Genomic DNA, 24,942 nt, shown 5'->3' on the forward strand with positions numbered 1-24,942 from the left:
TGCGTCGTCATACTACAGAACTCTGGTGCAAATATCAAAATGCCGCTCACAGGCGGTAGAACGCCGCCGCGTTGTCGTGGAAGAGATCGCGCTGCGATGCTTCCGGAAGCGCCGCGACGATCGCGCGGAAGGCATTGAAATGCGCGGCAAAATCGCCATGCAGGCCGGCGACGGGGAAGTCGCTGCCGAACATGCAGCGCTTGGCGCCGAAGGCCTCGATCACCGCGGTCACGATCGGCTGGTAGCTCTCGACCGTCCAGTCGTGATCGTAGGCGGCGAGATCGGAGATCTTGATCCAGACGTTCGGCGCCGCGGCCAGGCGCGCGAGGCCGTCGCGCCAGTTCCGGAGACCGGCCGGATCGCGGTCGACCGGGCTGCCGGCGTGGTTGACGACGATGCGCAAGGCCGGATGATCCGATGCCAGCCGCGCCACGTCATCGAGCTGCGGCGCATTGACCATGAGGTCGAGCGAGAGGTCGCGCTCGACCAGCAGGCAGAGGCCGCGCCGCCAGGCCGGATCGTCCATCAGGTCCGGCCGCGCCGCGAAGCGCAGCTGCGGCTGCTCGTGCCAGCTGGCGATGGCGCGGATGCCGCGCAGGTTGGGCGCGCGCGCGTGGCGATTCAGAATGGCGGCGAGATCGGGATCGGCAAGCGGCGCCGCGGCGACGATGCCGTGGGGGAAGCCGTGCCTTTCGGCGATCGCCTGCACCCACTCGGTTTCTTCCCAGGGCGCGCCGCCGAAGCCGGCCTCGATATGCACCGACTTGACGACATTCTCGCCGGCGATGTCGTGGAGATAGTCGGCGATCAGGTAGTTGCGCGCGAGACCCTCGCTCGGGCCGAACACCATCTGCGGCCGGCGCGCCGACCCCAGCCAGGGATAGCGGTCGTCGGCGAGATCCCAGAGATGGTGATGCGCATCGACGATCGGGCCGCGATAGAGCCGCATCGTCAGCGCCGCAGCATCGCCAGAGCGATGTCGCGATAGAGCGCCGCCGCCTGGATGAGCTCCGCCTTCGGCACGAACTCGTCCGGCTTGTGCGCCTGGTCGAGCGAGCCCGGGCCGAGGATGATGCCGTCGCTGCCGATCGCGCGGAAATGCACCAGGTCGCAGCCGCCAGTGAAGCCTTCGGGGGCGGCTTGCGCATTGGCCGCGAGGCTCAGGCGCACGATTGGCGACGAGGCTGCGGTCTCCGCCGCCCCGGCAACCGTGCGCACATCCACCACCTCGGCGGAGATGTCGTGCTCCTCCTTGGCATGGGACAGCAGCTCCTGCAGCTCAGCGAGTGCCGCACCGGAGTCTTCGCCGGGCAGCAGGCGGCGGTCGACCACGATCTCGCAGGAGCCCGGCACCACGTTGTCGGCGATGCCGCCGGAGATCCGGGTCACGGTGAGGGTGGCCGGTCCGACCAGATCATGGTGGCGGCGGCGCAGCTTCTTGTCTTCGGCGTCGAGCAGCGAGAGCAGCAGGCCCGCCTTCTGGATCGCATTGATGCCGAGCTCCGGGCGGCTTGAATGGGCGGTCTGGCCGTTGACTCGCAGCAGCGGCCGCAGCACGCCCTTATGCGCCGAATGGACCTGGTTGCTGGTCGGCTCACCGATGATGACCGCGTCGATCGGTGCCTGCTTTGCCTTCGCTTCGCTCGTAACTTGCTTCGATCCCGTGCCGTCGATCTCCTCGTCGGCGACGAAGGTCAGCAGCAGCGTGCCGCTCCATTCGTTCTTGCGCGCTGCGAGCCGGCGCGCCGCCTCGGTCATGCTGGCGATCGAGCCCTTGGCGTCGCAGGAGCCGCGTCCGTAAAGCAGGCCATTGCGCTCGACCAGGCGCAAGGGATCGCTGCTCCAGCCGGTGCCGACCGGCACGGTGTCGATATGCGAGTTGAAGGCGAGGGTGGGACCTGGCCCGTTTTCGAGCCTCGCCACCAGGTTCGCGCGTCCCGCGGCCACCGCTTGCAGCTCGGCGGCGAAACCGAAGCGGGCGACGGTCGTTGCGAGGAAGCGCGCGGCTTCGGCCTCCTGGCCCGGTGGATTCTGGGTGTCGAAAGCGACCAGGCGATCGAGCAGGGTGAAAATCTCTGCCGCATCAGCCATGGCGCATCACCGCATCGCTGGCCGCGCGCACCCAGTCGAGCCGCGCGGCGGGGACCAGTCCATAGTTGTAGTAGTCGATCTCGCCGGCGCCGGCGCGGATCGCGGCCAGCGAGCGCGCGGCGATGTCCTCGGCCGACCGCATCTCGGGATGGAAGAGCCGCATGCCGACACCCAGCTTCACGTCGCCGCCGAGCAGCGCGCGCACCTTGGCCGTGTCGGCTTCGAGCGCTTCCGGCGACCGGTCATAGGCGCAGAACACCACGCCCTCGCTGATCTTGCCCAGCGCCGCGAGATCGCTGCCGGAGCGCCAGCCGTCGTTGATGTCGATGACGTCGATCGGCACCCTGGGGTCGGCCTCATCGCGGATCGCGGCGATGAGGCTGGTGACCGGCTCGAACCGCCAGCGCACGAAGGCCTCGAGCTCCGGTTGATCGCGGAACACGTCCGGCCCGCGGGTGACGAAGTCCGGCCAGCGCGGCGCCGGCACTGCGCGCTCGGAAGCCTCCACGATCCATCGCTGCACGGTCTTGTGCGCGGCCCCGGCATCGACGCCGGATTTCGCCGCGCCTGCGATACAGGCGTCGCAGAAGCAGAGCGACATCAGGAAGTCGTCTTCCGCGGTCAGGCCGACGCCGTCTTTCTCGTGATGGAACTCATGCGCATAGCCCATGAAGCCCGGGGTCTCGAGCTGCACGATGTCCGGCCGGTAGCGCGTGGTGAGATCCTTGATGAGCGTGATGACGTAGCTGCGCACATCCGGATGGCTGGGGCAGAGGCTGTAGTAGTTGGTATCGCCGAAGGCATTGCGGGTGCAGCGGTCGGGATGCAGCAGCCCGAGGCGCATGTTGTGCAGGCAGACCGTCCAGCAGGCGACCGAGAGCCCGCCGCGATCCCGCGCCGCGATCAGGTCCCTCAGTACATCCTGCCCGGCGACGACGTCCGCGACCTTCGGCAGGATGCGCTGTCCCGCCCAGAGCTGGGGATCCGGCTGGAAGTAGATCGTGCCGTCCTCGGGGAAGTAGGCCTTGCGCTTCGGGCTGCGCGGCTGGAAGAAGCGGCCGGCGTGATAGGCTGCGGCAATGTTGATGCCGTTCAGGCCGGCGCGGTCCTGGAGATCGCGCGACACCGCCTCCAGCCCCAGGTCGATCACGTCCCAGGGATAGGTCCACATCGCCAACCTTGGGCCGGTGTCGCGCGGCATCTACTTGAACTCGACGATCGCTTCGATCTCGACCGTGATGTCGTCGGGCAGGCTGCCCATGCCGACGGCGGAACGGGCGTGCTTGCCCTTGGCCTCGAATACCTCGACCAGGAGATCGGAGCAGCCGTTGATGACTTTCGGATGCTGCTTGAAATCCGGCACGCCGTTGACCATGCCGAGCAGCTTCACGATCCGCGTCACCCGGTCGAGATCGCCGACCGCGTCGCGCAGGGCAGAGAGCAGCTGGATGCCGACGATGCGGGCGTGCTGGTAGGCCTCTTCGACGGTGACGCCGCCGCCGACCTTGCCGGTATGCATGCCGCCTTCGGCGCGGCGCGGGCCCTGGCCGGAGAGGAAGACCAGCGAGCCGGTGATCACGAAGGGCACATAATTGGCAACGGGTGTCGGCACCGGCGGCAGCACGATCCCCAGGGACTTCAACCGCGCTTCGATCGCACCACTCATTCCGTTCTCCTTTTCAGCGATTCTGGTCGCGACCGGACAAAGGCAGCATTCCGAGGATTAGGCAACCCAAAATGATGCTGCGCCACCCCGCCGAGGCGTTCACCACGGTGATCAGCGCCGTCATGGTGACCAGCAGGATCGCTCCGGCGATCGTGCCGGCGTAGGTGCCACGCCCGCCGAGGATCGAGGTCCCACCCAGAACTACCGCGGCGATCGAGGACAGGAGGTAGGGATCGCCGATCCCGACATAGCCCTGGCCGTTCATCGCCAGCAACAGCAGCCCCGCGCAGCCCGCGGTCAAGCCTGAGACGGTGTAGAGCAGCAAGGTGACACGCCGCTCGGCGACGCCGGAGAGCCGGCTCGCCAGCGGATTGGTGCCGAGGGCGAAGACGGTGGCCCCGGTCCTGGTTCCGTGCAGCCAGGCGAGGCAGAGCGCCGCGATCGCAGCCCAGACCAGGATATCGACCGGGATGCCCGCGACCCGCGCTGAGCCCAGCCAGACCAGCAGCGGGTTGCTGACCGTGACCGCGCTGCCGCCGGCGATGATGACGAGCAGGCCTTGCAGGGTCGTCGCCGTGGCGAGCGTCATGATCAATGGTGGCAGGCCGAGAATGCCGATGCCGATCCCGTTGATCGCACCGATCCCGCCGGCAACCGCCAGAGTGAGGATGATGGCGCCGATGCCGCTGGTGTCCGGCGCGAAGGAGACCAAAGGCATGACGATCGCCGCGACGGTGATGGTTGCCGCGACCGAGAGGTCGATGCCGCCGCCGATCACGACCAGGGTCTGGCCGATGCCGACCAGGCCGATCACGGCGGCGAGCTCGACCATGTAGCGGATATGTCCCGGCTTGGCGAAGCCCGGCAGGATGGCGCCGGCGGCCACCCAGAGGACGACGATCAGCGCATAGGGCAGGGCGGCGCGTGTCGTGTCGGTCATGGCGAAGCGTAGCTGCATCAGGCGATCCTCCGCAGCATCCGCTTCAACTGGGGCAAGGCGACGGTGATGACGATGATCAGTCCCTGCACGACATATTGCGCGACCGGCGGCAGATTCATGAAGAACATCACGTTGATCAGCACGCTCATCAGCAGGCTGCCCGCCAGCGCGCCGCGCAAGGTGCCCTGGCCACCGAGGAAGCTGACGCCGCCCAGGACCGCCGCCGCGATCGCCGCCAGGGTGAAGGGCTGCCCGATCACCGGGTCACCGGACCCGGTCTGCGCCGCCACATAGAGTCCGGCGCCTGCGGTCAGCAAGCCGCTCAGCGCATAGGCGAAGATCCGCGCGGTGCGGGTCGGCACGCCGGAGCGATAGGCGCCGATCGGGTTGTCGCCGCCCGCGACCAGGCCCATGCCCAGCGGTGTCGCCTGATAGAGCTTCCAGCCGAGGATCAACAGGATCAGCATCAGCACGGCGGTCGGGTGATCGCCGGCCAGGAAGTCGGAGAGCACGGGCGGGATGTCGCCGCCCGGCCGTGGCAGGATCAGCAGAGCGGCGCCGCCGATGACGAAGGAGGTCGCGAGCGTGACGATGATCGCCGGATAGCGCCCGACCGAGACGATGATGCCGACCATGGTGCCGACCGTAGCACCCATGCCGAGCGTCGCCGCCGTGCCGCCGGCGATGCCGAAGGCACCGCCCATGCTGGTGGCCGCGACCACCGAACCCAGGCCCACCATGGCACCGATCGAGAGATCGATGCCGCCGGTCAGCATGATCATCGCCTGCGCGACGGCGACCAGAGCCATCGGGAACCAGTTCTGCACGAAGCGTCCGGCGCCGCCGATGCTGAGGATTCCCGGGAACAGGATCGCATAGAGAATGAGGAAGCCGGCCAGCACCAGGAACAGGGCACCAAGCCCCTCGTTGCGCCGCCACTGGATCGCCCAATAGAGACTCATGCCGCGACACCCAAGGCCGCGCCGACTATCGCTTCCTCGCTCGCCGCGGCATGATCGAGCACCGCGGCAATCCGGCCCTTATGGAATACCGCGACCCGGTCGCAGAGATGCACCAGCTCCGGCGTGTCGGAGCTCAACAGGATCACCGCCTTGCCTTCGGCCGCCATCGCCTGCAGCGCCAGGTAGATCTCGCGCTTGGTGGCTACATCGACGCCGCGGGTCGGGTCGTTGAGCAGCAAGATGGACGGGCTGAGCGGCAGCCATTTCGCCAGCGCCACCTTCTGCTGGTTGCCGCCGGAGAGGGCTTGAACCGGCCGCTTGCGATCGCCGCGGATCGAAAGGCGCGCCGCGAGGCTCTCGGTGATGGTGCGTTCCGCACCGCGCTGCCGGAACAGCCTAGCGCCGGAGCGCGCGAGGCTCGGCAGCAGCAGGTTGAGATCGATGCTGTGCGGCAGCAGCAGGCCTTCCTTCTTGCGATCGGCCGGGACATAGGCGAGGCCGGCGCGATTGGCGGCCATCACATTGCGGAACGGCGAACTGGCGTCGCCGGCTTCGAAGCGATCGGCTGCGGACTCCGCAGCGCCGTAGAGGCCGAGCAGGAAATCCTCCTGGCCCTGGCCCACCAGGCCGCCGAGGCCGAGGATCTCACCGCTGCGAAGTTCGAGATCGATGCCGGTGACGGCGGCCGTGCGAAAATTCTTGAGCGCCAGCACGCGCTCGTCCTGGGCCCTCGATTGAAAGGGCGGAAAGAGATCGTTTGGATCGCGGCCCACCATCAGCCGCACCAGCCCTTGCGCATCCATCCCGGCGAGCGGCCGGTCGGCAGTGAGCGCGCCGTCCTTGAGCACGGTGACGTGGTCGCAGAAATCGAGGATCTCATTGAGCCGGTGCGAGATGTAGAGGATCGCCAGCCCTTGGGCCTTGAGTCGGCGGATGAGCCCGACCAGGATGCCGACGTCGTGGGCCGAGAGCGAGGAGGTGGGTTCGTCGAGAATCAGTACCTTGGGCTGGCGGAACAGCGCTTTGGCGATCTCCACCATCTGCCGCCGCCCGAGCGCCAGCTTGTTCACGGGAAGATCGAGCGGTTCATGGATCCCGGCCTCACGCGCGATCGCCGTGACCCGGTCCTTGACGGCACCGTAGTCGATCAGCCCAAAGCGCTTGGGTGCGGCACCGAGTGCAATATTCTCCGCGATCGAGAGATGCGGCATCAAACTCAGTTCCTGCTGCACGACTGCGATACCGAAGTCGCGCGCGCTCCGCGGAGTCAGCGACGGCAGCGACTGCCCGGCGATAGCGATCGTCCCGGCATTGGGCGGCAGCGCACCGGAGAGGATGTTGATCAGCGTGCTCTTGCCGGCACCGTTCTCACCGAGCAAGGCATGGATGCGCCCCGCCACCAGCGCGATCGAGACGTCGCGCAGCACCGGATTGCCGAAGAATGACTTGGAAATGCCTGCTGCGCTCAGCAGGACCCGACCGTCTGCCATCAGCTCAAAGCCCAAGGTTCCGCCGCCATCATCGCGGCGGAACCCTGCGCATGTCTACATTCAGCGTTATTTGCTGTCGGCAATCAGCTGGTCGAACAGCTTGGTGTCATAGGGAGAGTAGATATAGCCATCGGCCGGGAACTCGTCCTTGCGCGCGAGGTAGGAGTCGAGGTTCTCGTTGGTGATGATCGGCAGCGGCACCTTGATATAGGCGGGGATGTCCTCGCCTTGCTTGGCCTTCACGCCGGCATAGGTGGCGAGTGCGGCCAGCCAGTTCGGCTGCTGCGCGGCCCAGGCGTTGAGCTTCTTCTCTTTCCACATCTCCAGGAACTGGCGATAATTCTCGCCGGTGATGGGGACCAAGTCGCGGCCCTGCTTGTCGAAGGCCATGATCGCGCCGGCCGAGAGCGCACCGCCCAAGGACAGAACGCCGTCGATTTCGGGATGGCTAAAGAGAAGATTGGTCACCGCCTCTTGCGCCGGTGCCGCGTTATAGTCGGTATTGGTCTCGGCCAGGATCTCGATCCCCGGATTCTCCTTCAGCACCGGTTCGGCGCCCTTGCGCCGCGCGTCCGAGACGGAAATCCCCGCAGGGCCGTTCAACACCAGGATCTTGCCTTTGCCGCCGAGCTGTTTCACCAGCCATGTGGCGGCTTCCTTGCCCCATTCGAGCTGGTCGGTGTTGACCTTGGCGGTGAGCTCATTGGTGTCGACCATGGAGTCGAAGTTCATGACGGCGATGCCCTTGGCGCAGGCGTCGGCGATCACCCGGTCGAGCGCGGTCGCCGAGCCGGCGATCACCACGATGACGTCGAGCTTGGCGTCGATCATCGACTGGATCTGCTGGATCTGCGTGTTCGCATTGCCCTGCGCGTCGGTGATCATCAGCTTGCTGACCAGGCCTTCCTTCTTCAGCTCCTCGGCCATCGCCTCGATCGTGCCGGTGGTCTCCTTCATCCAGGTCGGCACCGAATAGATGTTGGCCCAGCCGATCGAATAGGGCGGCTTCTGCTCCGCGGTGATGCATTTCGATGCGGCGAATGCGGAAGATGCGCCCGCCGCGGCAAGCCCAAGGGCCAGCACGGCGGCGGAAAGATGACGCAAGGTTTGCCGTTTCATTTCTCAGAGCCTCCTGTCGGGTTGCGATCGCCGGGGCTCTGCTCTTCTGGGCAGACGCTTCCCCAAACGTCGTGTGAAATTCTCTTACAAGATTTTTCTCTTCGCAAGTCGATTCTGGGAGATTGTCGTCGCGTCTCTGGTAGAATGTTACCAAGAACCGCGGAAATCCTGCCTGAATGCTCTGTAAGTAAGTTACAAGGCGAGGGTGATAGAAATTAAGTTACAAACGGATATGCTGCCGCTGCGCGTAAAGGGATCGTCGCGAAAGGCCGGGTTGAGAGAGACGGGGATGAGCACGGTCGTCGACATCATTTCGAGGCTGCGGGCCATGGAGGGGCAGTTCCGCCCGGCCGAGGGCGAGGTGGCGAAGGTCGTGCTCGAGGATCCGTTCTTCGCCGGCCGCGCCAGCATTGCCGAATTGGCCGACCGCGCCGGCGTCAGCCAGCCCAGCGTCACGCGCTTTTGCCGCGCGCTGGGTTGTGAAAGCTTGCGGGACTTCAAGTTCAAGCTGGCGCAGAATCTCGCGGTCGGCACCAACTACATCAAGCAGCCGGAACGGCTCGACGACGACGTGGCGCATTTGGCGCAGCGCGTCATGAACGTGATCCTGGACGGCATCGCCCTGGCGCGCGACCAGCTCGACCACCAGGCCGTGCGGCAGGCAATTGAGATCATCGCCGAGACCCGGCGGCTCGACATCTACGGCGTGGGAGGTGCGAGCCACGGCGTCGCGATGGATGCCTATTATCGCTTCTTCCGCCTGGACATTCCCTGCGCCTGCTACGGCGACAACCATCTGCAACGGATGTCGGCTTCGACCCTCGGTCCCGGCGACAGCGTGCTCGCGATCTGCAACAGCGGCTATGTCCGCGAGGTGCTGGAGAGTGCCGAGATCGCGCAGCAATACGGCGCCAAGCTGATCGCGGTCACCAAGCCGGAGACGCCGCTGGCCCGCCTTGCCGACGTGCCGGTCCTGGTTAACGTTCCGGAGGATCCGGACATCTTCAAGCCGACCGCCTCCAGGCTTGCGCAGATCGCCGTCATTGACGTGCTGGCGACCGGGGTTGCGGTGCGGCGCGGCGCCGTCGTGCATGAAAAGCTGCGGCGAATTCGGCATAATCTCATTCCGGTCCACGCGATCACGCCGCCGCCGCGATCCACGGAGCCCGGCCCCACAACCAAATCCCAGCGTCGGAAGCGATCCCGATCATGAATGCCCAGAACAAAGCACCGCTGTACGACATCCTCTTCAAGGGAGCGCGGCTGATCGACGGCAGCGGTGGACCCTCGCGCAACGGCGATCTTGCGGTCAGCGGCGATCGCATCGCCCGCATCGACGAGACCGGCTCGGTCGATCCCATTGCCGCGCGCAAGGTGATCGACGCGACCGGCCTGGTGCTGGCGCCGGGCTTCGTCGACAGCCACACCCATGACGATTTCGCCGTAATCGGCGAGCCCGGCATGCGGCCAAAGGTGACGCAGGGCGTCACCACCGTCGTGGTCGGCAATTGCGGGATCAGCGGTGCGCCGATTCGGATCAAGGGCGACCTGCCGCCGCCGCCGCTGAACCTGCTCGGCGAATCCAAGACCTTTGCCTACGACACTTTCGCCGAATACGCCGCCAAGGTTGATGCCGCCAAGCCCGCGGTCAATGTCGCGGCGCTGATCGGTCACGGCACCTTGCGCGTCGCCACCATGTCGGACATCTCTGGCCGCGCCTCGGCGGGCGAGATCGATCGGATGCGCAGGCTCCTGGCGGATAGTCTCGATGCCGGCGCGGTTGGCTTCTCGACCGGCCTGTTCTACCCGATCAACAGCGGCGCCGATGCCGATGAGGTCGTGGCGTTGGCTGAGATCGTCGGCGCCAAAGGCGGCGTCTATACCACGCATATGCGCGACGAATACGACCAGGTCATGGAATCCCTCGAGGAGACCTTCGACACCGCGCGCCGCGCCAAGGTTCCGGTGGTGATCTCGCATCACAAATGCGCCCTGCCGGAGAATTACGGCCGCAGCCGCCAGACCTTGCGCCGCATCACCGAAGCTGCACAGCATCAGTCCGTCGGCCTCGACGCCTATCCCTATGACGCCGGCTCGACCGTGCTCTATCCCGAGGAGGCGCGCGACGACGTTCGAATCATGGTCACCTGGTCGGCGCCGCATCCAGAGATGTCCGGCCGCGACCTTTCCGACATCGCCAAGGAATGGGGCTGCTCCCAGCGCGAGGCGGGCGAGCGGCTGCTGCCGGCAGGCGCGATCTATTTCCAGATGGACGAGAAGGACGTGCGCGCGATCCTCAGCTTTCCCCTCACGATGATCGGTTCCGACGGTCTGCCGCATGACAAGCATCCGCACCCGCGGCTCTGGGGCACCTTCCCGCGCATCCTCGGCCATTATGTGCGCGACGTCCGGCTGTTCAGCCTGGAGAACGCGGTCCACAAGATGACCGGCCTCACCGCGGCGCGCTTCGGTCTCGAAGACCGGGGCCTGTTGCGCGAAGGCTATGCCGCCGACCTCGTGCTGTTCGATGCGGCCAAGATCCGGGATACCGCGACCTACGAGCATCCGATCCGCGCCGCGGAGGGGATCAATGCTGTCTATGTGAACGGCCAGCCGGCGCTGGAAGGCGCTCGCGCCGGGCGCCTCTTGCGCAAGGGCTGACGTTTCGGCTTCGCTGTCTCCTCGCTGTCAGAATCAAGCGGGGGGACGCAACATGGGTTCGGAGCAGGTCAGGCTGACGCCGAAGGCCGCGCGCAAGCTTATCTTCGGGGCGCTGACCGGGGCGGGCACCAAGCCCGCGAATGCGACCTATTTCACCGAGGCCATCCTCGACACCGAATTGAGCGGCCTCGAAGGCCACGGTTTCTACTGGCTGCAGTATTATTGCGCGCACGTCGCCAGCGGGAAGGTTGACGGCAAAGCCAGGCCCGCGGTGAAGAAGCTCTCACCGGTCGCCTTCCGCGTCGACGCCAGGCGCGGCTTCGCGCATCCTGCGATCGAGAAGGGTTTCGCGAGGCTGATCCCGGCGGCTAAGAAGTTCGGCATCGCCGGGATGGCGGTGCACAACTCCTACAATTCAGCGACCCTCGGCTTCCACACCGGCAGCTTGGCGAAGCAAGGCCTGGTCGCCTTCGGCTTCACCAATGCCATGCCGGTGATCGCGCCCGTTGGCGGCAGCAAGCCCGTCGTCGGCACCAATCCCCTGTCCTTCGCCGTGCCGGGCAAGCCGGGAAAGATCGCCTTCCTGATCGACCAGTCCTCTTCCGCCGTCGCGTGGACGGCGGTGAAGCGCGCGTCGGAAGAAGGCAGGGCGATTCCGCCGGGATGGGCGCTCGACAAGTACGGCAAGCCGACCACCGATCCGAACAAGGGTCTCGAAGGCTCGATGGCGCCTTCGGGTGGCTACAAGGGCTTCGGTCAGGGATTGATCGTCGAGGTCATGTGCGCGGCCTTGGCCGGCGCCCTCCGCGGACCGCAAATGGGATCCTTCATGGAGAATGACGGCAAGCCGATCGGCTGCGGCCAGTTCTTCATCGCCCTCGCCCCGGATGGCTTCTCCGGCGGACAATTCGCGAAGCAGGTAACGGCTCTCGCGAAATCGATCACCAGCCAGAAAGGCGCGCGCCTGCCCAACGCCCGACGCGAAGCCAGCCAGAAGCGCCTCGCCAAGGAAGGCCTGCCGCTGGACAAGGATCTCTACGAAAGGCTGAAAAGCTTCACTTGATTCCCGCGACGGCGGCGATTCTCGAGTTGTTGATTTATATCAAGAACTCACTGCGGGATGTTGAACTTGCCAAATTGGGGTTGGATGCGACGGGCCCACGCGGATCGCTCCAGGGAGCCTTCCCGGATTAGATAATTTCATCGGTACAATCGCTTGGTCGGTTTCGACATTGCGTGATCCCGGTCACTCACTTTCTTGTGACTTTATGCGGAAACTGAGGTAAGTCACACATCCTCCGTTGCAGCGGAAGACACAACCAGGGCGATAGACCATGCACCATCCTCCGAGCCGGCCGCACCGCGCTTCCCGGCGTCTCCCGCCGCAGGCTTTGCTGGCCATCGTGCCGCCGGCCGCGGTCCGGCCGGAGCCCGCGGTTTCGCCCGAGGTTTCGCGAGACCTGGTCGAGGCTTCGCCGCGGTTGCGGCATTGGCTGCGCCTGCGCAAGAGCTGCCTCGCGCTCTCGACCGGCGAGAGCGGCAAGATTCTTACCCTCGGCGCCGGCGCCTCCGGTCTCACGGTATTCGACGTGAGCTGCGAGCTGCCGGGCGCATTGCTGCTGACCGAAAAGGGCCTCCATGTCGCCGCGCACCGCCGGCTCTGGCGCTTCGACGATGCCTTGAGCGACGGCGAATGCTTCCACGGCAATGATCGCCTCTGCCTGCCGAGCCAGTGCCGGCCGACCGGCGCCATCGGCATCCAGGATCTCGCGGTCGCCGAGTCCGGAAAGCTGTTGGCGGCGGTTTCCGGGTTCAACTGCGTCGCGCGGATCAACAGCCGCGGCGACTTGAAGCCGGTCTGGCGCCCTGCCTTCATCGACAAGATCGTCCGCGAGGACCGCTGCCACCTGTCCGGATTCTGCCTGCGCGACGGTGCGGTCGCCTATGTCACCGTCACTGCGGCGAGCAACCTGAACGACGGCTGGCAGCAAGCACAGAACGGCGGCCAGGTCATCGATGCCGTCACCCATCGCGCCGTGGCCGAGGGCCTCGGCCAGCCGACCGCGCCGCGCCTCTACCGCAACCGGCTCTGGGTGCTGGAGAGCGGCACCGGCTGGCTCGGCTGGATCGATGCGGAGCGCCGCAGCTTCGAGCGCTTCGTGCAATTGCCCGGCACGCCGCGCGGCCTGCGTTTCGTCGGCGACCACGCGCTGGTGGTGACCTCGGGCGAGGGCGCCGGGATCCACTGGGTCAATCTCAGGAACCGCAAGATCGATCATCGGCTGGCGCTGCGCGGTTCGATCGCCCATGCGATCGACGTCGCCCTCATCCCGGGCGAAGCCGTGCCGCGCCTCGCTGGCCTGAGCTTCGCCGATTCAGGTCTGGACGAGCCGCAGCAGATCGCGGGCTAGCGCGATCTCACTGCCGATGGCTGTCGATCAGTGCGGCGATCATTCGCACGAGGCGTGAGGCGGGTCCTTCGACCCCGAGGCTCTGGATGTTCATCCGGGCACCTTCGATCAGCAGGAACACCTCGTCGGCCAAGCCTTCGGGATCGCGCAGCTTCGCATCGCCGAACAGCTTCACCAGGCGCAGGCGGTGGCCCTTCTTGAATTCCTCGATGACGGCCCGCGCCGGGTGATCCTTCTCGGGCAGTTCGACCGCGGCGTTCGCCAGCGGGCAGCCGCGCTCGCCGTCTTGCGTGACGCATTCCGATACCTGGGCGAGCCAGGTGCGGATCTCCGTCTGCGGATCGCCGGCGCATTGTTCGGCGATCTCGTCCCAATGCGCATCGGCCTCCTGGGCGAGCTTGCGCAGGTACTCGGCCACCAGAACGTCCTTGGAGGGGAAGTGGCGATAGACGGTCATCTTGTTGGTGGCGGCCGCCTCGGCAATGGCGTCCATGCTCACCGAATGAATGCCGTGGTGATAGAACAAGTCGCAGGCCGCGCTCAGGATCCGAATCCGCGGCGGGACGGCACGGGGTCCCGGGGTCTGCAGCTCGCTGCCTTGAGACCCGAGAGTTTCATTTTCGACCGGCTTATTGAGGCCTATTTCAATCTCCGTCTTCGCAACTGCACGCATTTCACTTGACGCGGTACTTACTGATCAGTACCGTCAGCGGTACTAAGTAGTACCATCGTTTCGACGCCTTGTCACGCGAGATGTGACGGTCATCACACTTCAAGCGGAACAAGGGATTAGCCTACTGACATCTTTGGGTCGTCGTTTCGGCCATAGTCGCCGGCCCGGTTCTGCCCTTCGTCCTAGCCTCCAGCACATAGAGTCCTAAGTGGTTGGTTTCTTCATCAGTCGCCCCGTCTTCGCATCTGCAATAGCCGGCATCATGGTGCTGGCGGGTCTCATTTGTTACCAGCTGCTGCCGGTGGCGCAGTTCCCCGACATCACGCCGCCGCAGGTGGTGGTGACCGCCGCCTATCCGGGCGCGAGTTCCAAAGTCGTCGCCGACACCGTGACCACGCCGCTCGAGCAGCAGATCAACGGCGTGCCCGGCATGGCCTATATGTCGTCGATCAGCGCCAATGACGGAACCTCCACGATCACTGTCACCTTCGACGTCGGCTATCCGATCGATGTCGCGGCGGTCGATGTGCAGAACCGCATCACCGCGGCCTCCGGCCAGCTGCCGGCGATCGTGAACCAGGGCGGCGTCACCATCGCCAAGCAGAACCCGAACTTCGCGCTGGCGGTGAACCTCTCCTCGCCGGATGGCTCGGTCGATCTCACCACCCTCAGCAACTTCGCCTACCTGCAGCTCGCGGACCCGCTGAAGCGGGTGCAGGGCGTCGGCAACGTGATCATCTTCGGCGAGCGCCGCTACTCGATGCGCGTCTGGCTCGACCCCGACAAGCTCGCCAATCTGGGCCTGACCGCGCTCGACGTCCGCGACGCGATCGCCAACCAGAACATCCAGGTCGCCGCTGGTAAGCTCGGCCAGTCGCCGGCGCCCGACGGCACCGCCTTCGAGGTCCAGGTGAACGCGCTGGGGCGCCTCAGCGATCCCGCGCAGTTCGGCGAGATCATCGTCCGCGCCGGCACTGGCAGTGAAGCGACGCTGCGCCTGAAGGACGTGGCGCGAATCGAGCTCGGCGCGCAGACCTATTCCTCCAGCGCGCATCTGAACGAGAAGCCCTCGGTCTTCCTCGGCATCTTCCAGGCGCCGAACTCGAACGCCCTCGCGATGTCCGCGGGCATCCGCAAGACCATGGACGCCTTGAAGGCGCGGTTCCCGAAGGGCGTCGAATACGGCATCGTCTACGACACGACCATGTTCGTCTCGGCCTCGATGGAAGACGTGATGAAGACCCTGGGCGAGGCGATGGTTCTCGTCATCCTGGTGGTCTTCGTCTTCCTGCAGAGCTGGCGTGCAACCCTGATCCCGGCGATCGCGATCCCGGTCTCGCTGATCGGCACACTCTGCATCATGTATGCCTTCGGCTTCTCGCTGAACACGGTCTCCATGCTCGGCATGGTGCTGGCGATCGGCCTGGTGGTCGATGACGCGATCGTCGTGGTCGAGAACGTCGAGCGACAGCTGCATCTCGGGCTGAAGCCGATCGATGCGGCAAAGGCCGCGATGGCCGAGGTGACCGGGCCGATCATCGCCACCACCGCCGTGCTGATGGCGGTGTTCGTGCCGGTCGCATTCCTGCCCGGCGTCACCGGCCAGCTCTATAACCAGTTCGCGCTCACCATCGCCATCTCGGTGGCGATCTCGGCCTTCAACTCGCTGACCCTGAGCCCGGCCTTGAGCGCGGTGTTCCTGCGCAACCAGCCGCCGTCGAAGTTCCTGCCGTTCCGGCTGTTCAACGCCGGCTTCACGCGCTCGGCCAACGGTTATGCCTGGTCGATCCGTCATCTGATCGGCATGCGCTGGATCGTGATGGCGTTCTTCGCCTTCGGCCTGCTGCTGACCTACGGCATCTACAGCCGGCTCTCGACCACCTTCCTGCCGGTCGAGGATCAGGGCTATTTCTTCGCAGTCATCCAGCTCCCCGACGGCGCTTCGGTCGAACGTACCGAGGAAGTGGCGACCCAGGTCCGCGAGATTCTGAAGGCGACCCCCGGCGTCTCGGATGTGGTCTCGGTCGCCGGCTTCAATTTCCTGACCGGCGCGGCGCAGTCCAACACCGGCGTCGAGTTCGCGGTGCTGAAGCCCTGGGCCGAGCGCGGGCCCGGCGAGAAGGCTTCCGATATCGTCAACCAGGTCCGCGGCAAGCTGCTGAGCCTGCCGGCGGGCATCGCCTTGAGCTTCGACCCGCCGTCGATCCCGGGCGTCGGCGCCACCGGCGGCTTCGAGTTCCAGCTCGAGGACCTGACCGGCCGGACCAGCGCCGAGCTCGACCAGGTGACCCAGGCGGTGCTCGCCGAGGCGCGCAAGCAGCCCGAGCTCAACCCGCACGCCCTGTTCTCGACCTTCTCAACCTCGACGCCGCAATACGACTATGCGCTCGACCGCACTAAGGCGAAGCTGCTGGGGCTCGACCTGCCGGACGTGTTCAGCACCCTGCAGATCTTCTTCGGCTCGCTCTATGTGAACGACTTCAACCAGTTCGGCCGGACTTTCCGCGTCACCATGCAGGCCGAACAAAACGCCCGCGCCCAGGCCGGGGACATCTCGCGTCTGTACGTGCGAAACAACGAAGGGCGCATGGTGCCCTTGAGCACGCTGGGCGAGCTGAAGCCGACCGTCGGTCCGGAATTCATCTCGCATTACAACGCTTATGCCTCGGCGCTGATCAACGGCGGCCCGGCCCCGGGCTACAGCTCCAGCCAGGCGATCAAGGCGATGGAGCGGGTGGCGAAGTCGGTGCTGCCGGGCGACTACAACTTCGAATGGACCGGCATCACTTATCAGGAGCTCAAAGCGGGCGACATCGCGATTCTGGTCTTCGCCGGCGCATTGATCTTCGTCTTCCTGTTCCTGGCGGCGCAGTATGAGAGCTTCTCCATGCCCTTCATGGTGATCCTCGCCGTGCCGCTGGCGCTGTTCGGTGCGGTGCTGGCACTCTGGGCGGCCGGGATGCAGATCGACGTCTATTCCCAGGTCGGCTTCGTCATGCTGATCGGCCTATCGGCCAAGAACGCGATTCTCATCGTGGAATTCGCCAAGCGCCGGCGCCTGGAAGGCCACACCATCGTGGATTCCGCCATGGAAGCCGGCCGACTGCGGTTGCGCCCGATCCTGATGACCGCCTTCGCCTTCATCCTCGGCGTGGTGCCGTTGATGACCGCGACCGGCGCGGGTGCGGCCAGCCGGCAGTCGATCGGCACCACGGTGTTCGGCGGCATGCTGGCGGCGACGCTGCTCAGCCTGGCCTTCGTGCCGGTCTTCTATGCCCTGATCGAGCGTTGGCGTGAGGGTCGGGCCGGCGCTGAGGAAGAGCAACACAAGACCGCGGCCCCGGCCGCGGGCGAATGAGATTGACGCCGGGCCGATCTGACCCATCGGGCCGATTGAGGACATTGGAGGACTAGGTCATGCGTGTTTGGACCGCTGCTCTTGGACTGGCCGTCGTCGCCGCTGCCGGCTACGGCACCGTGAAGTTCGTTTTCCCCGACGCCTTCCGCGAGATCGTCGCGGCCGATGCGGCGCAGCAGGAACAGGCGCCGGAAGGCGGCGCTCCGCAGGCTTTCCCGGTGCCGGTCGCGGTGGTCTCGAAGACCACGGTCCCGGTCTACCTGGAATATGTCGGCAGCACCGAGGCGATTCGCGAGGTGACCCTGCAGGCCAAGGTCGGCGGCTATCTGCAGGAGACCGGAGTCCCCGACGGTGCCGACGTGAACGAGGGCGATCTCCTCTATCGGATCGACCCCGACGATTACCAGGCGGTGCTGGATCAGGCCAAGGCGCGGCTGCAGAGCAATCAGGCCGCGCTCGAATATGCGACCTCGAGCCAGAAGCGCAATGCCGCGCTGACCGCGACGGGCGCCGTGGCCAAGGACACCAACGAGGAGAAGACCAGCCTGATGCATCAGGCCCAGGCCGCGATCATGGCCGACAAGGCCGCGATCCGCACGGCGCAGCTCAATCTCGGCTACACCCAGATCAGCGCGCCCTTCAGCGGCCGGCTGGGCAAGAGCCTGGTGCATGAAGGTGCGCTGGTGACGGCGCAGCAGACCAACATCAACACGCTGGTCCAGCTCTCGCCGATCTATGCGACCTTCAACCCGAGCGAGACCGACCTCGCTTTGATCCAGAAGTATCGCGCCAAGGGCGAGCTCACGGTCGATATCACTTTGGCCGGCGAGGATACCCCGCGGGTTTCGGGCAAGCTCACTTTCCTCGACAACACGGTCGATCGCAGCACCGGCACGATCACCGCGCGGGCGACGCTCGAGAATGCCGACAAGGCGCTGCTGCCCGGCCAGTACGTCAAGGTGCGCCTGCATCTGACCGACGAGCCGGACGCGCTGCTGGTGCCGCAGATCGCGCTGGGCTCGAGCCAGATGGGCCGCTTCGTCTACGTGATCGGCGCGCAGGGCACGGTGGAGCAGCGCTTCATCGAGACCGGCGCACTCATGGGGGACAAGGTGGTGATCAACAAGGGCCTGCAAGCCGGCGACAAGGTGATCACCGGCAACCTGCAGAAGATCGGCCCCGGCATGCCGGTGCAGCCGCTTCCGGAGCAGGCCAGCGCCTCCTGAAGCGTTCATGAACGCGTGCGGAAAAGGGGGCCATCCGGCCCCCTTTCTTTTAGGAATCCGCGCCGCATCTGCTAGAAGGTTTCTCCGGCCCACCGAAGCGGAGCTCTGGCAGCGATGGACCATCATACCCCCCTGATTGCGGCGATCGTCGGCGCCATTGTGCTCGCCTTCATCCTGGGCGCGCTGGCGCAGCGGCTCAGGATCTCGCCGCTGGTCGGCTATCTGCTGGCGGGCGTCTGTGTCGGCCCCTTCACGCCGGGCTTCGTCGCCGACCAGGGGCTGATCACCGAGCTGGCCGAGATCGGCGTCATCCTCCTCATGTTCGGGGTCGGCCTGCATTTCTCGCTGAAGGACCTGCTGGCGGTGAAGTCGATCGCCGTGCCGGGCGCCATCGGCCAGATCGCGGTCGCGACTCTGCTCGGCTGGGGCCTGGCCTGGGTCATGGGTTGGCCGACCTCGAACGGCATCGTCTTCGGCCTGGCGCTCTCGGTCGCCAGCACCGTGGTGCTGTTGCGGGCCTTGCAGGAGCGTCGCCTGATCGAGAGCACGGAAGGCCGGATCGCCGTCGGCTGGCTGATCGTCGAGGACCTGTTCATGGTCCTGACCTTGGTGCTGCTGCCGCCCCTGGCCGGCATCGCCTCCAGCCTCGGCACCGAAGGCACCGGTCCCAGCCTCGGCGACGTCGGTGTCACGCTCGGCATCACCCTGGGCAAGGTCGCCGCCTTCGTCGCGGTGATGTTGCTCCTGGGCCGCAAGGCGGTGCCCTGGATCCTGCACTACATCGCCCATACCGGTTCGCGCGAACTGTTCCGCCTCGCGGTGCTGGCGATTGCGCTCGGCATTGCCTTCGGCGCCGCGGCTTTGTTCGGCGTCTCCTTTGCCTTGGGTGCCTTCTTCGCCGGCATGGTGTTGAGCGAATCCGAATTGAGCCACCGCGCCGCCGAGGAGACCCTGCCGCTGCGCGACGCCTTCGCGGTGCTGTTCTTCGTCTCGGTCGGCATGCTGCTCAATCCGGCGGTGCTGCTGGACAGCCTCTGGCCGTTGCTGGGGGCGCTGGCGATCGTCCTGGTCGGCAAGTCGCTCGCCGCCTTCTTCATCGTGCGCGCCTTCGGGCACAAGCCGCAGGTGGCGCTGGTCATCTCCGCGAGCCTGGCGCAGATCGGCGAGTTCTCCTTCATCCTCGCCGGCCTTGGGGTCGCGCTCGGCGTGCTGACAAAGGAGGCGCAGGATCTGGTCCTCGCCGCGGCGATCATCTCGATCCTGCTCAACCCCACCGCCTTCGTCCTGCTCGACCGCTTCCGGGCCAAGGCGGCCACCGCCGCCGCGCTGGGGGAAGAGAAGACCGCGCGCGAGATTTCGCCGACCCAGCTCAGCGATCACATCATCCTGGTCGGCTACGGCCGGGTCGGCTCGGTGATCGGCGAGGCCTTGCGCAAGGCAGCCTCACCCTTCCTGGTGATCGACACCCGCAACAAGGCGCTGGAAGCGCTGGTCGCTTCCGGGATCGCGACCATCGACGGCAATGCCGCCGACCATGCGGTCTTCGCCGCCGCCCGGCCGGAAGTCGCGCGCTGCCTGTTCGTCGCCGTGCCGGATGCTTTCGAGGCCGGGGCCATCGTCGAACAGGCGCGTGCCGCCAACCCGACCTTGCCGATCATTGCCCGCGCCCATTCCGACGCCGAAGCCCAGCATCTGATCAGCCATGGCGCAACCGCGACCGTGATCGGCGAGACCGAGCTCGCTTTGGAAATGCTGCGCCGCGCGCCGGTGCAGGCCTAGTCGGCGGCGGAGGCGAGCGGGGCGCCGCTGTCCTCGAGGATGCGCAGCGCGGTCGCCGGCAGGTGCACCGCGACCTCGGTACCTTCGCGATAGGGGATTTCCTCGCCGGTGTTCTGCATCAGCGCCTGGATCCTGGCGCCGGTGGCGAGCCCGACGATGAGCTGCACCGAGTTCCCGAGATAGACCCAGCGTTGCACCGTGCCGGGAATGCGGTTCTCGCCACCCGACCCCTTAGCTTCGAGGCGCACGCGCTCGGGGCGGATCGTCACCTTGGTGGCGCCGGTCGCTTTGGCGCTGCCGCGGCCGGCATAGCAGTCGAAGCCGCCGACCTTCACCTTGCAGCGCCCGGTCGCATCCGCGCCCGACGCCGTCGCATCCATCAGGTTGGAGACGCCGAGGAAGTCGGCGACGAAGACCGTGGCCGGCGCCTCGTAGATCTCTTCCGGCGGCGCCACCTGCTCGATCCGGCCGTTGGACATGACCGCGATCCGGTCGCTCATGGTGAGCGCCTCTTCCTGGTCGTGGGTGACGTAGACGAAGGTGATGCCGACCTGCTGCTGGAGGCTCTTGAGCTCGACCTGCAGCTGCTTCCGCAAGCGCGCGTCGAGCGCGCCCAGCGGCTCGTCCAGCAGTAGCACCGCGGGCTTGAGCACCAGCGCCCGCGCCAGGGCCACGCGCTGCTGCTGACCGCCGGACATCTGGGCTGGCTTCCTTTTCTCGAAGCCGGTCAGCTGCACCAGCTCGAGGGCCTCGCCGACCCGGCGCATCACCTGTGTTTCATCGGCCTTCTGGCGCCGCAGGCCGAAGGCGACGTTGTCGAATACGTTCAGATGCGGGAACAGCGCATAGGACTGGAACACGGTGTTGACATGGCGCTTGTGCGGCGGCGTCTCGGTCATGTCGAGCCCGTCGAGGATGATCTGCCCGCTGGTCGGCCGCTCGAAGCCGGCGATCATGCGCAAAGTCGTGGTCTTGCCGCAGCCCGAGGATCCCAGCAGCGAGAAGAACTCGCCGCCCGGGATCTTGAGGTTGATGTTGTCCACGGCCCGGTGCGGGCCGAAATGCTTGTTGAGGTTGATGAGTTCGATTTCGCCGCCGCTCACGTCATACCCCCGCAAATCATCGAAGCATCAAAGATCAAAGCCGCCCATCGCCTGGCCCATGCCGCCCGGCTTGCCACTCTTGCGCTCGCCGCGCGTCATGTAGCGGTGCACAACCCAGGCGATGCCGATCGCCGTCAGGGTCATCGCCACCATCACGGTCGCCAGCGCGTTGATCGACGGCAGCGGCGCGCCGCGGGTCGAGCTGTAGACCCGGATCGGCACCGTGTCGCAGCTGGAGCCGCAGGAGAGCCAGGCGCTGATCACGAAATCGTCGATCGAGATCGCGAACACCATCATCAGGCTGGAGAAGATGGCGGGGAGCAGCAGCGGCAGCACCACCAGCCGCAGGGTCTCCCAGGGTGTCGCGCCCAGGTCCGCCGCCGCCTCCTCGTATTGCCGCCCGATCGAGAACAGCCGGCCGCGCACGATCACCACCACATAGGAGAGCGAGAAGGTGACATGCCCCAGCACCTGCGCCGTCGTCCCCAGGGGAATGAAGTCGAACAGCTTTGTGAAGACCAGGAACAGCGAGACGCCCATCACCAGCTCCGGCGTCACCAGCGGGAACAGCATGATGAAATTGGAGGCCGAGGAGAGCCGGCCGCGCCAGCGGGCGAGGCCCAGCGCCAGCATGACGCCGAGCGGTGTCGCGATCAGCATGGTGAGCCCGGCGAGCTTCAGGCTTTGCAGCAGGGCATGTTGCAGCCGGGGATCGTTGACCACCGAAGAGCGGGGATCGTCGAGATACCAGCGCGTGAGCGAGAAGCCCTGCCAGGCGGTCACCGACCGGCCGGCATTGAACGAGAACATGATCGCGACAATCACGGGCACGATCGAGATCACGATGTAGAGCCAGGTGATCAGCACCATGCCCCGCGGCTCGCCCCAGGGATTGAGGATCCAGTTGCGGATCCGCTGCACGGGCGTCGGCGCCGCAATCGCCCTGCGCGCGGTCGGGTTCTCGGTGACGGCCGTCATCCCGCCACCTCCTTCTGTGCCCTGGCGATGGTGATCATGTAATAGGCCATCAGCACCGCCAGGAAGGCCGAGAGGATCATGGTCAGCGACGCGCCCACCGAAGGCTGCGGCCCGCCATGGAAGAAGATGTCGATCTGGTTGCCGAGCATCGTGGTCTTGGGCGAGCCCGAGACGATGGTCGGCGTGTAATAGTCGCCGAACATCGGCAGCGCGATGATGACGCTGGCGCCGAGGATGCCGGGCTTGGAGAGCGGCAAGGTCACGTGGAAGAAGGCGGAAGCGGGGCTGGCGCCGAGATCCCGCGCCGCTTCCAACACGCTGCGGTCGATCCGGTCAAGCGCCGCCAGCAGCGGCAGGATGAGATAGGGGATATAGCCGTAGATCAGGCCCAGGATCACCGAGGCATGGTTGCCGCCGAGCCAGTCCGGCGGCGTCTGCACCAGGTTGGTCCAGAGCAGGAACTTGTTCACGAAGCCGTTGGGCGAGAACAGGTTCACCCAGGCCAGCATACGCATCATGTAGGAGACCCAGAAGGGCAGCACGATCAGCGCAATCAGCAGCATCTTGGTGCGCTTCGCGTGGCGCGAGATGTAATAGGCGACCGGATAGCCCAAGAGCAGCGATCCGGTCAGCGCCAGCGCGACATAGACCACGGTGCGGAGGAAGACGCTCCAATACTGGTTGCCCGGCAGGAAGCCCTGCAGCGTCTTGCCGAGGACGTCGAAATTCCAGTCCAGGGGGTTCCAGGTCGGCACCGCGGTCAGGAAGATGGGGTCGACGCCGCCGAAGGCGACGCCGATCACCGCGTAGAAAGGAACCAGGAACAGCAGGATCAGCCAGACCACGCCGGGAACGGCGAAGACCGGCCAGAGCCATTTCGGGTACACGCCCAGCGATCCCGATCAGCTGCCTATTCGGACCCCGAATTGAACTTGGCGTAGGCGTCCTGCCACATCGCCTGGCCGTTCGGCGTCAGCGCGCAGTATTGCAGCGAGCCGGCGCCGACGTCCTCCTCGGTCAGGATGATGTTCTTCAGCTGCTCCGGCAGGATTTCCGCCTTGATCAGCTCGTCGGCATTGAACGACTTCTGCGCCGGCTGGTAGCCGGTGTAGTTCACCGTGTTGTTGTAGGCCACCTCGGCATCGCAGATGTGGTTGAGCCAGAGATGCCCCAGCACCGGGTTCTTCGCCTTGGCCAGGACCGCCCAGCAGTCGTTCTGGGTGACGCCCTTGCCCTTGCCCGGCCACCAATACTTGATGATCGACTTGTCCTGGCCTTCAGGCCAGTAGCTGATGACGGCGCCGAGCATGTCGCCTGACCAGGCCTGGTGAATCCAGGAACTGCCGTCTGCCAGCGTCTGGTACTGCGTGATGTTGATCTTCGGGTTGGAGATCGGAACCGTCGCCTTCAGATCCGCCAGCGCCTTCTCGAGCTCGGCCGCGTCTTCCGTGTTCACGTCGAACTGGCCGCGATAGAGCATCGCCATGCCGAGCGATTCACGCGCATCGTCCATGATGCCGGTATAGCCGCTGTATTCGCTGGACTTGGCATCCCAGAAGATCGACCAGGGATTCTCCAGCGCACCAATATCCGTCTTCACCTTGTCGGTGCGCCAGCCGATGCCGGTCGAATAGAGGTTGTACGGCACCGAATACTGCGAACCCTGGTCGTAGAACGGGTTGGTCAACGACTTGAAGATGTTCTTCTCCAGGTTCGGCACGTAGCTGTGGTTGATCGGCTGCAGCAGCTTGCCGGCGACGCCTTGCGCCAGGCGGTCCGGTGTGATGTTGGTGGCGTCGCATTCGACCGTGCCGCTGGCGAGACGGGTGATCGCCTGGTCCATGCTGTCGAAGGTGGTCAGCACCACCTCGACCCCGTATTTCTTCGAGAAGGTGTCGATGACCGAAACCTGGTCGATATAGTCCTGGTAGTTGAAGATGTGGAACGGGCCCTTTTCGGGCTCGAGGCCGCTCTTGATCGGGTCCATGGTCAGCGGCAGCGTTACCGGCTTGTCGGGGCGGGAGAGGGGAATGCCGCCCGGTCCCGTCTGTTTGCCGGCCTCATCCGCCAATGCGGCGAAGTCGAGCAGCGGTGCGGCTCCGGCGGCCAGTCCGATGGCTCCCAGCGCGCGCAGCGCTTCGCGGCGCGAGAGGAAGCCGCGCCGATAGCCGGTCATGATGGTTTGAATCTTCGAATCCCGGTCCTTCATCGTCTTCTCCCTGTTTATTCATTCGCGCCGCTTCATACCGGAGCCGCGCTGGTTTTATTCCGCCCAGTATCTGAGATTCTGAACGTTCATTCAACTTCAGACCATGCTCGCTCTTTCGGGAGCGTCGATAGATGACGCCTGGCGACAGGTTATGCTGGCTTGCGACACGGCCTTCCCATTGCCGGCCGTCCGGAAAAGCGTAGACAGGGGTGGAATCGGGCACAAGTGACTTCTGCGCACAAAGCGAATAGGTTCAGAGACTTAACTCACATCCGC

The 24,942-nt window shown here is 65.7% G+C and carries 20 protein-coding genes; 7 read left to right on the forward strand and 13 right to left on the reverse strand.

Annotation, left to right across the window (positions count from 1 at the left end):
* Window positions 1-46: 46 nt before the first annotated feature.
* From ACYQ4T_RS05385 to ACYQ4T_RS05420, 8 genes are all read right to left on the reverse strand, one after another.
* Entirely contained in the window at window positions 47-949 is a 903-nt protein-coding gene (locus tag ACYQ4T_RS05385; protein ID WP_459851248.1) for an amidohydrolase family protein, read from the reverse strand.
* A 2-nt stretch (window positions 950-951) separates the two neighbouring features.
* Entirely contained in the window at window positions 952-2,091 is a 1,140-nt protein-coding gene (locus ACYQ4T_RS05390; protein WP_459851249.1) for a M20 family metallopeptidase, read from the reverse strand.
* On the reverse strand, window positions 2,084-3,292 hold the full coding sequence (locus ACYQ4T_RS05395; RefSeq protein WP_459851250.1) for a hypothetical protein: 1,209 nt from the start codon (window positions 3,290-3,292) through the stop codon (window positions 2,084-2,086). Before ACYQ4T_RS05395 ends, ACYQ4T_RS05390 begins: the two co-directional genes overlap by 8 nt.
* On the reverse strand, window positions 3,293-3,757 hold the full coding sequence (locus ACYQ4T_RS05400; protein ID WP_459851251.1) for a RidA family protein: 465 nt from the start codon (window positions 3,755-3,757) through the stop codon (window positions 3,293-3,295). It lies immediately after the preceding gene.
* A 13-nt stretch (window positions 3,758-3,770) separates the two neighbouring features.
* The gene (locus ACYQ4T_RS05405) at window positions 3,771-4,715 is read right to left on the reverse strand and encodes an ABC transporter permease (RefSeq protein WP_459851252.1); all 945 of its coding nucleotides are present in this window, start codon (window positions 4,713-4,715) and stop codon (window positions 3,771-3,773) included.
* Window positions 4,715-5,659 (reverse strand): ABC transporter permease, encoded by a 945-nt coding sequence (locus ACYQ4T_RS05410; RefSeq protein WP_459851253.1) that lies wholly within the window; start codon window positions 5,657-5,659, stop codon window positions 4,715-4,717. The genes ACYQ4T_RS05405 and ACYQ4T_RS05410 overlap by 1 nt, the downstream gene beginning before the upstream one ends.
* Complete coding sequence (locus tag ACYQ4T_RS05415) at window positions 5,656-7,149, reverse strand: sugar ABC transporter ATP-binding protein (protein WP_459851254.1); 1,494 nt, start codon at window positions 7,147-7,149, stop codon at window positions 5,656-5,658. Before ACYQ4T_RS05415 ends, ACYQ4T_RS05410 begins: the two co-directional genes overlap by 4 nt.
* Before the next feature lie 66 nt (window positions 7,150-7,215).
* Window positions 7,216-8,268 carry a substrate-binding domain-containing protein gene (locus ACYQ4T_RS05420; protein ID WP_459851255.1) on the reverse strand — a complete coding sequence of 351 codons (1,053 nt, stop codon included), beginning with the start codon at window positions 8,266-8,268 and terminating at the stop codon, window positions 7,216-7,218.
* 289 nt (window positions 8,269-8,557) lie between these two features.
* Here ACYQ4T_RS05420 and ACYQ4T_RS05425 point away from each other — a divergent pair, with 289 nt between their 5' ends.
* From ACYQ4T_RS05425 to ACYQ4T_RS05440, 4 genes are all read left to right on the forward strand, one after another.
* Complete coding sequence (locus ACYQ4T_RS05425) at window positions 8,558-9,481, forward strand: MurR/RpiR family transcriptional regulator (RefSeq protein ID WP_459851256.1); 924 nt, start codon at window positions 8,558-8,560, stop codon at window positions 9,479-9,481.
* Complete coding sequence (locus ACYQ4T_RS05430) at window positions 9,478-10,929, forward strand: N-acyl-D-amino-acid deacylase family protein (protein WP_459851257.1); 1,452 nt, start codon at window positions 9,478-9,480, stop codon at window positions 10,927-10,929. The genes ACYQ4T_RS05425 and ACYQ4T_RS05430 overlap by 4 nt, the downstream gene beginning before the upstream one ends.
* A 52-nt stretch (window positions 10,930-10,981) precedes the next feature.
* Window positions 10,982-11,992, forward strand: a complete 1,011-nt coding sequence (locus ACYQ4T_RS05435) for an Ldh family oxidoreductase (RefSeq protein ID WP_459851258.1) — start codon at window positions 10,982-10,984, stop codon at window positions 11,990-11,992.
* A gap of 271 nt (window positions 11,993-12,263) precedes the next feature.
* Window positions 12,264-13,340: a DUF4915 domain-containing protein gene (locus tag ACYQ4T_RS05440; RefSeq protein WP_459851259.1), complete on the forward strand. Its 1,077-nt coding sequence runs from the start codon at window positions 12,264-12,266 to the stop codon at window positions 13,338-13,340.
* 7 nt (window positions 13,341-13,347) lie between these two features.
* Here the strand turns inward: ACYQ4T_RS05440 and ACYQ4T_RS05445 are convergent, their stop codons facing one another.
* A complete protein-coding gene (locus ACYQ4T_RS05445) occupies window positions 13,348-14,013 on the reverse strand; it encodes a TetR/AcrR family transcriptional regulator (protein ID WP_459851260.1) in 666 nt (221 codons plus the stop codon).
* Window positions 14,014-14,221: 208 nt separating this feature from the next.
* Here ACYQ4T_RS05445 and ACYQ4T_RS05450 point away from each other — a divergent pair, with 208 nt between their 5' ends.
* From ACYQ4T_RS05450 to ybaL, 3 genes are all read left to right on the forward strand, one after another.
* Window positions 14,222-17,371, forward strand: a complete 3,150-nt coding sequence (locus ACYQ4T_RS05450; protein ID WP_459851261.1) for an efflux RND transporter permease subunit — start codon at window positions 14,222-14,224, stop codon at window positions 17,369-17,371.
* A 59-nt stretch (window positions 17,372-17,430) separates the two neighbouring features.
* Window positions 17,431-18,597 carry an efflux RND transporter periplasmic adaptor subunit gene (locus tag ACYQ4T_RS05455; protein ID WP_459851262.1) on the forward strand — a complete coding sequence of 389 codons (1,167 nt, stop codon included), beginning with the start codon at window positions 17,431-17,433 and terminating at the stop codon, window positions 18,595-18,597.
* A gap of 114 nt (window positions 18,598-18,711) precedes the next feature.
* Entirely contained in the window at window positions 18,712-20,376 is a 1,665-nt protein-coding gene (gene ybaL / locus ACYQ4T_RS05460; RefSeq protein ID WP_459851263.1) for a YbaL family putative K(+) efflux transporter, read from the forward strand.
* Here ybaL and ACYQ4T_RS05465 read toward each other — a convergent pair.
* The 4 genes from ACYQ4T_RS05465 to ACYQ4T_RS05480 are packed head-to-tail and all read right to left on the reverse strand — an operon-like array spanning window position 20,373 to window position 24,666.
* Window positions 20,373-21,479 (reverse strand): ABC transporter ATP-binding protein, encoded by a 1,107-nt coding sequence (locus tag ACYQ4T_RS05465; RefSeq protein ID WP_459851264.1) that lies wholly within the window; start codon window positions 21,477-21,479, stop codon window positions 20,373-20,375. The genes ybaL and ACYQ4T_RS05465 overlap by 4 nt on opposite strands.
* Window positions 21,480-21,506: 27 nt before the next feature.
* Entirely contained in the window at window positions 21,507-22,457 is a 951-nt protein-coding gene (locus tag ACYQ4T_RS05470; RefSeq protein ID WP_459851265.1) for an ABC transporter permease, read from the reverse strand.
* Window positions 22,454-23,344, reverse strand: coding sequence for an ABC transporter permease (locus ACYQ4T_RS05475; protein ID WP_459851266.1), 891 nt, complete (start codon window positions 23,342-23,344; stop codon window positions 22,454-22,456). The genes ACYQ4T_RS05470 and ACYQ4T_RS05475 overlap by 4 nt, the downstream gene beginning before the upstream one ends.
* Before the next feature lie 23 nt (window positions 23,345-23,367).
* On the reverse strand, window positions 23,368-24,666 hold the full coding sequence (locus tag ACYQ4T_RS05480) for a polyamine ABC transporter substrate-binding protein (RefSeq protein WP_459851267.1): 1,299 nt from the start codon (window positions 24,664-24,666) through the stop codon (window positions 23,368-23,370).
* Window positions 24,667-24,942 lie beyond the last annotated feature (276 nt).

It is taken from the genome of Dongia sp. agr-C8 (assembly GCF_054658695.1).

Excerpts from the sequence above, each read along its gene's own strand:
- ACYQ4T_RS05385 (WP_459851248.1), bottom strand. The coding sequence starts at position 949 with ATGCGGCTCTATCGCGGCCCGATCGTCGATGCGCATCACCATCTCTGG.
- ACYQ4T_RS05390 (WP_459851249.1), bottom strand. The coding sequence starts at position 2,091 with ATGGCTGATGCGGCAGAGATTTTCACCCTGCTCGATCGCCTGGTCGCT.
- ACYQ4T_RS05395 (WP_459851250.1), bottom strand. The coding sequence starts at position 3,292 with ATGCCGCGCGACACCGGCCCAAGGTTGGCGATGTGGACCTATCCCTGG.
- ACYQ4T_RS05400 (WP_459851251.1), bottom strand. The coding sequence starts at position 3,757 with ATGAGTGGTGCGATCGAAGCGCGGTTGAAGTCCCTGGGGATCGTGCTG.
- ACYQ4T_RS05405 (WP_459851252.1), bottom strand. The coding sequence starts at position 4,715 with ATGCAGCTACGCTTCGCCATGACCGACACGACACGCGCCGCCCTGCCC.
- ACYQ4T_RS05410 (WP_459851253.1), bottom strand. The coding sequence starts at position 5,659 with ATGAGTCTCTATTGGGCGATCCAGTGGCGGCGCAACGAGGGGCTTGGT.
- ACYQ4T_RS05415 (WP_459851254.1), bottom strand. The coding sequence starts at position 7,149 with ATGGCAGACGGTCGGGTCCTGCTGAGCGCAGCAGGCATTTCCAAGTCA.
- ACYQ4T_RS05420 (WP_459851255.1), bottom strand. The coding sequence starts at position 8,268 with ATGAAACGGCAAACCTTGCGTCATCTTTCCGCCGCCGTGCTGGCCCTT.
- ACYQ4T_RS05425 (WP_459851256.1), top strand. The coding sequence starts at position 8,558 with ATGAGCACGGTCGTCGACATCATTTCGAGGCTGCGGGCCATGGAGGGG.
- ACYQ4T_RS05430 (WP_459851257.1), top strand. The coding sequence starts at position 9,478 with ATGAATGCCCAGAACAAAGCACCGCTGTACGACATCCTCTTCAAGGGA.
- ACYQ4T_RS05435 (WP_459851258.1), top strand. The coding sequence starts at position 10,982 with ATGGGTTCGGAGCAGGTCAGGCTGACGCCGAAGGCCGCGCGCAAGCTT.
- ACYQ4T_RS05440 (WP_459851259.1), top strand. The coding sequence starts at position 12,264 with ATGCACCATCCTCCGAGCCGGCCGCACCGCGCTTCCCGGCGTCTCCCG.
- ACYQ4T_RS05445 (WP_459851260.1), bottom strand. The coding sequence starts at position 14,013 with ATGCGTGCAGTTGCGAAGACGGAGATTGAAATAGGCCTCAATAAGCCG.
- ACYQ4T_RS05455 (WP_459851262.1), top strand. The coding sequence starts at position 17,431 with ATGCGTGTTTGGACCGCTGCTCTTGGACTGGCCGTCGTCGCCGCTGCC.
- ybaL (WP_459851263.1), top strand. The coding sequence starts at position 18,712 with ATGGACCATCATACCCCCCTGATTGCGGCGATCGTCGGCGCCATTGTG.
- ACYQ4T_RS05470 (WP_459851265.1), bottom strand. The coding sequence starts at position 22,457 with ATGACGGCCGTCACCGAGAACCCGACCGCGCGCAGGGCGATTGCGGCG.
- ACYQ4T_RS05480 (WP_459851267.1), bottom strand. The coding sequence starts at position 24,666 with ATGAAGGACCGGGATTCGAAGATTCAAACCATCATGACCGGCTATCGG.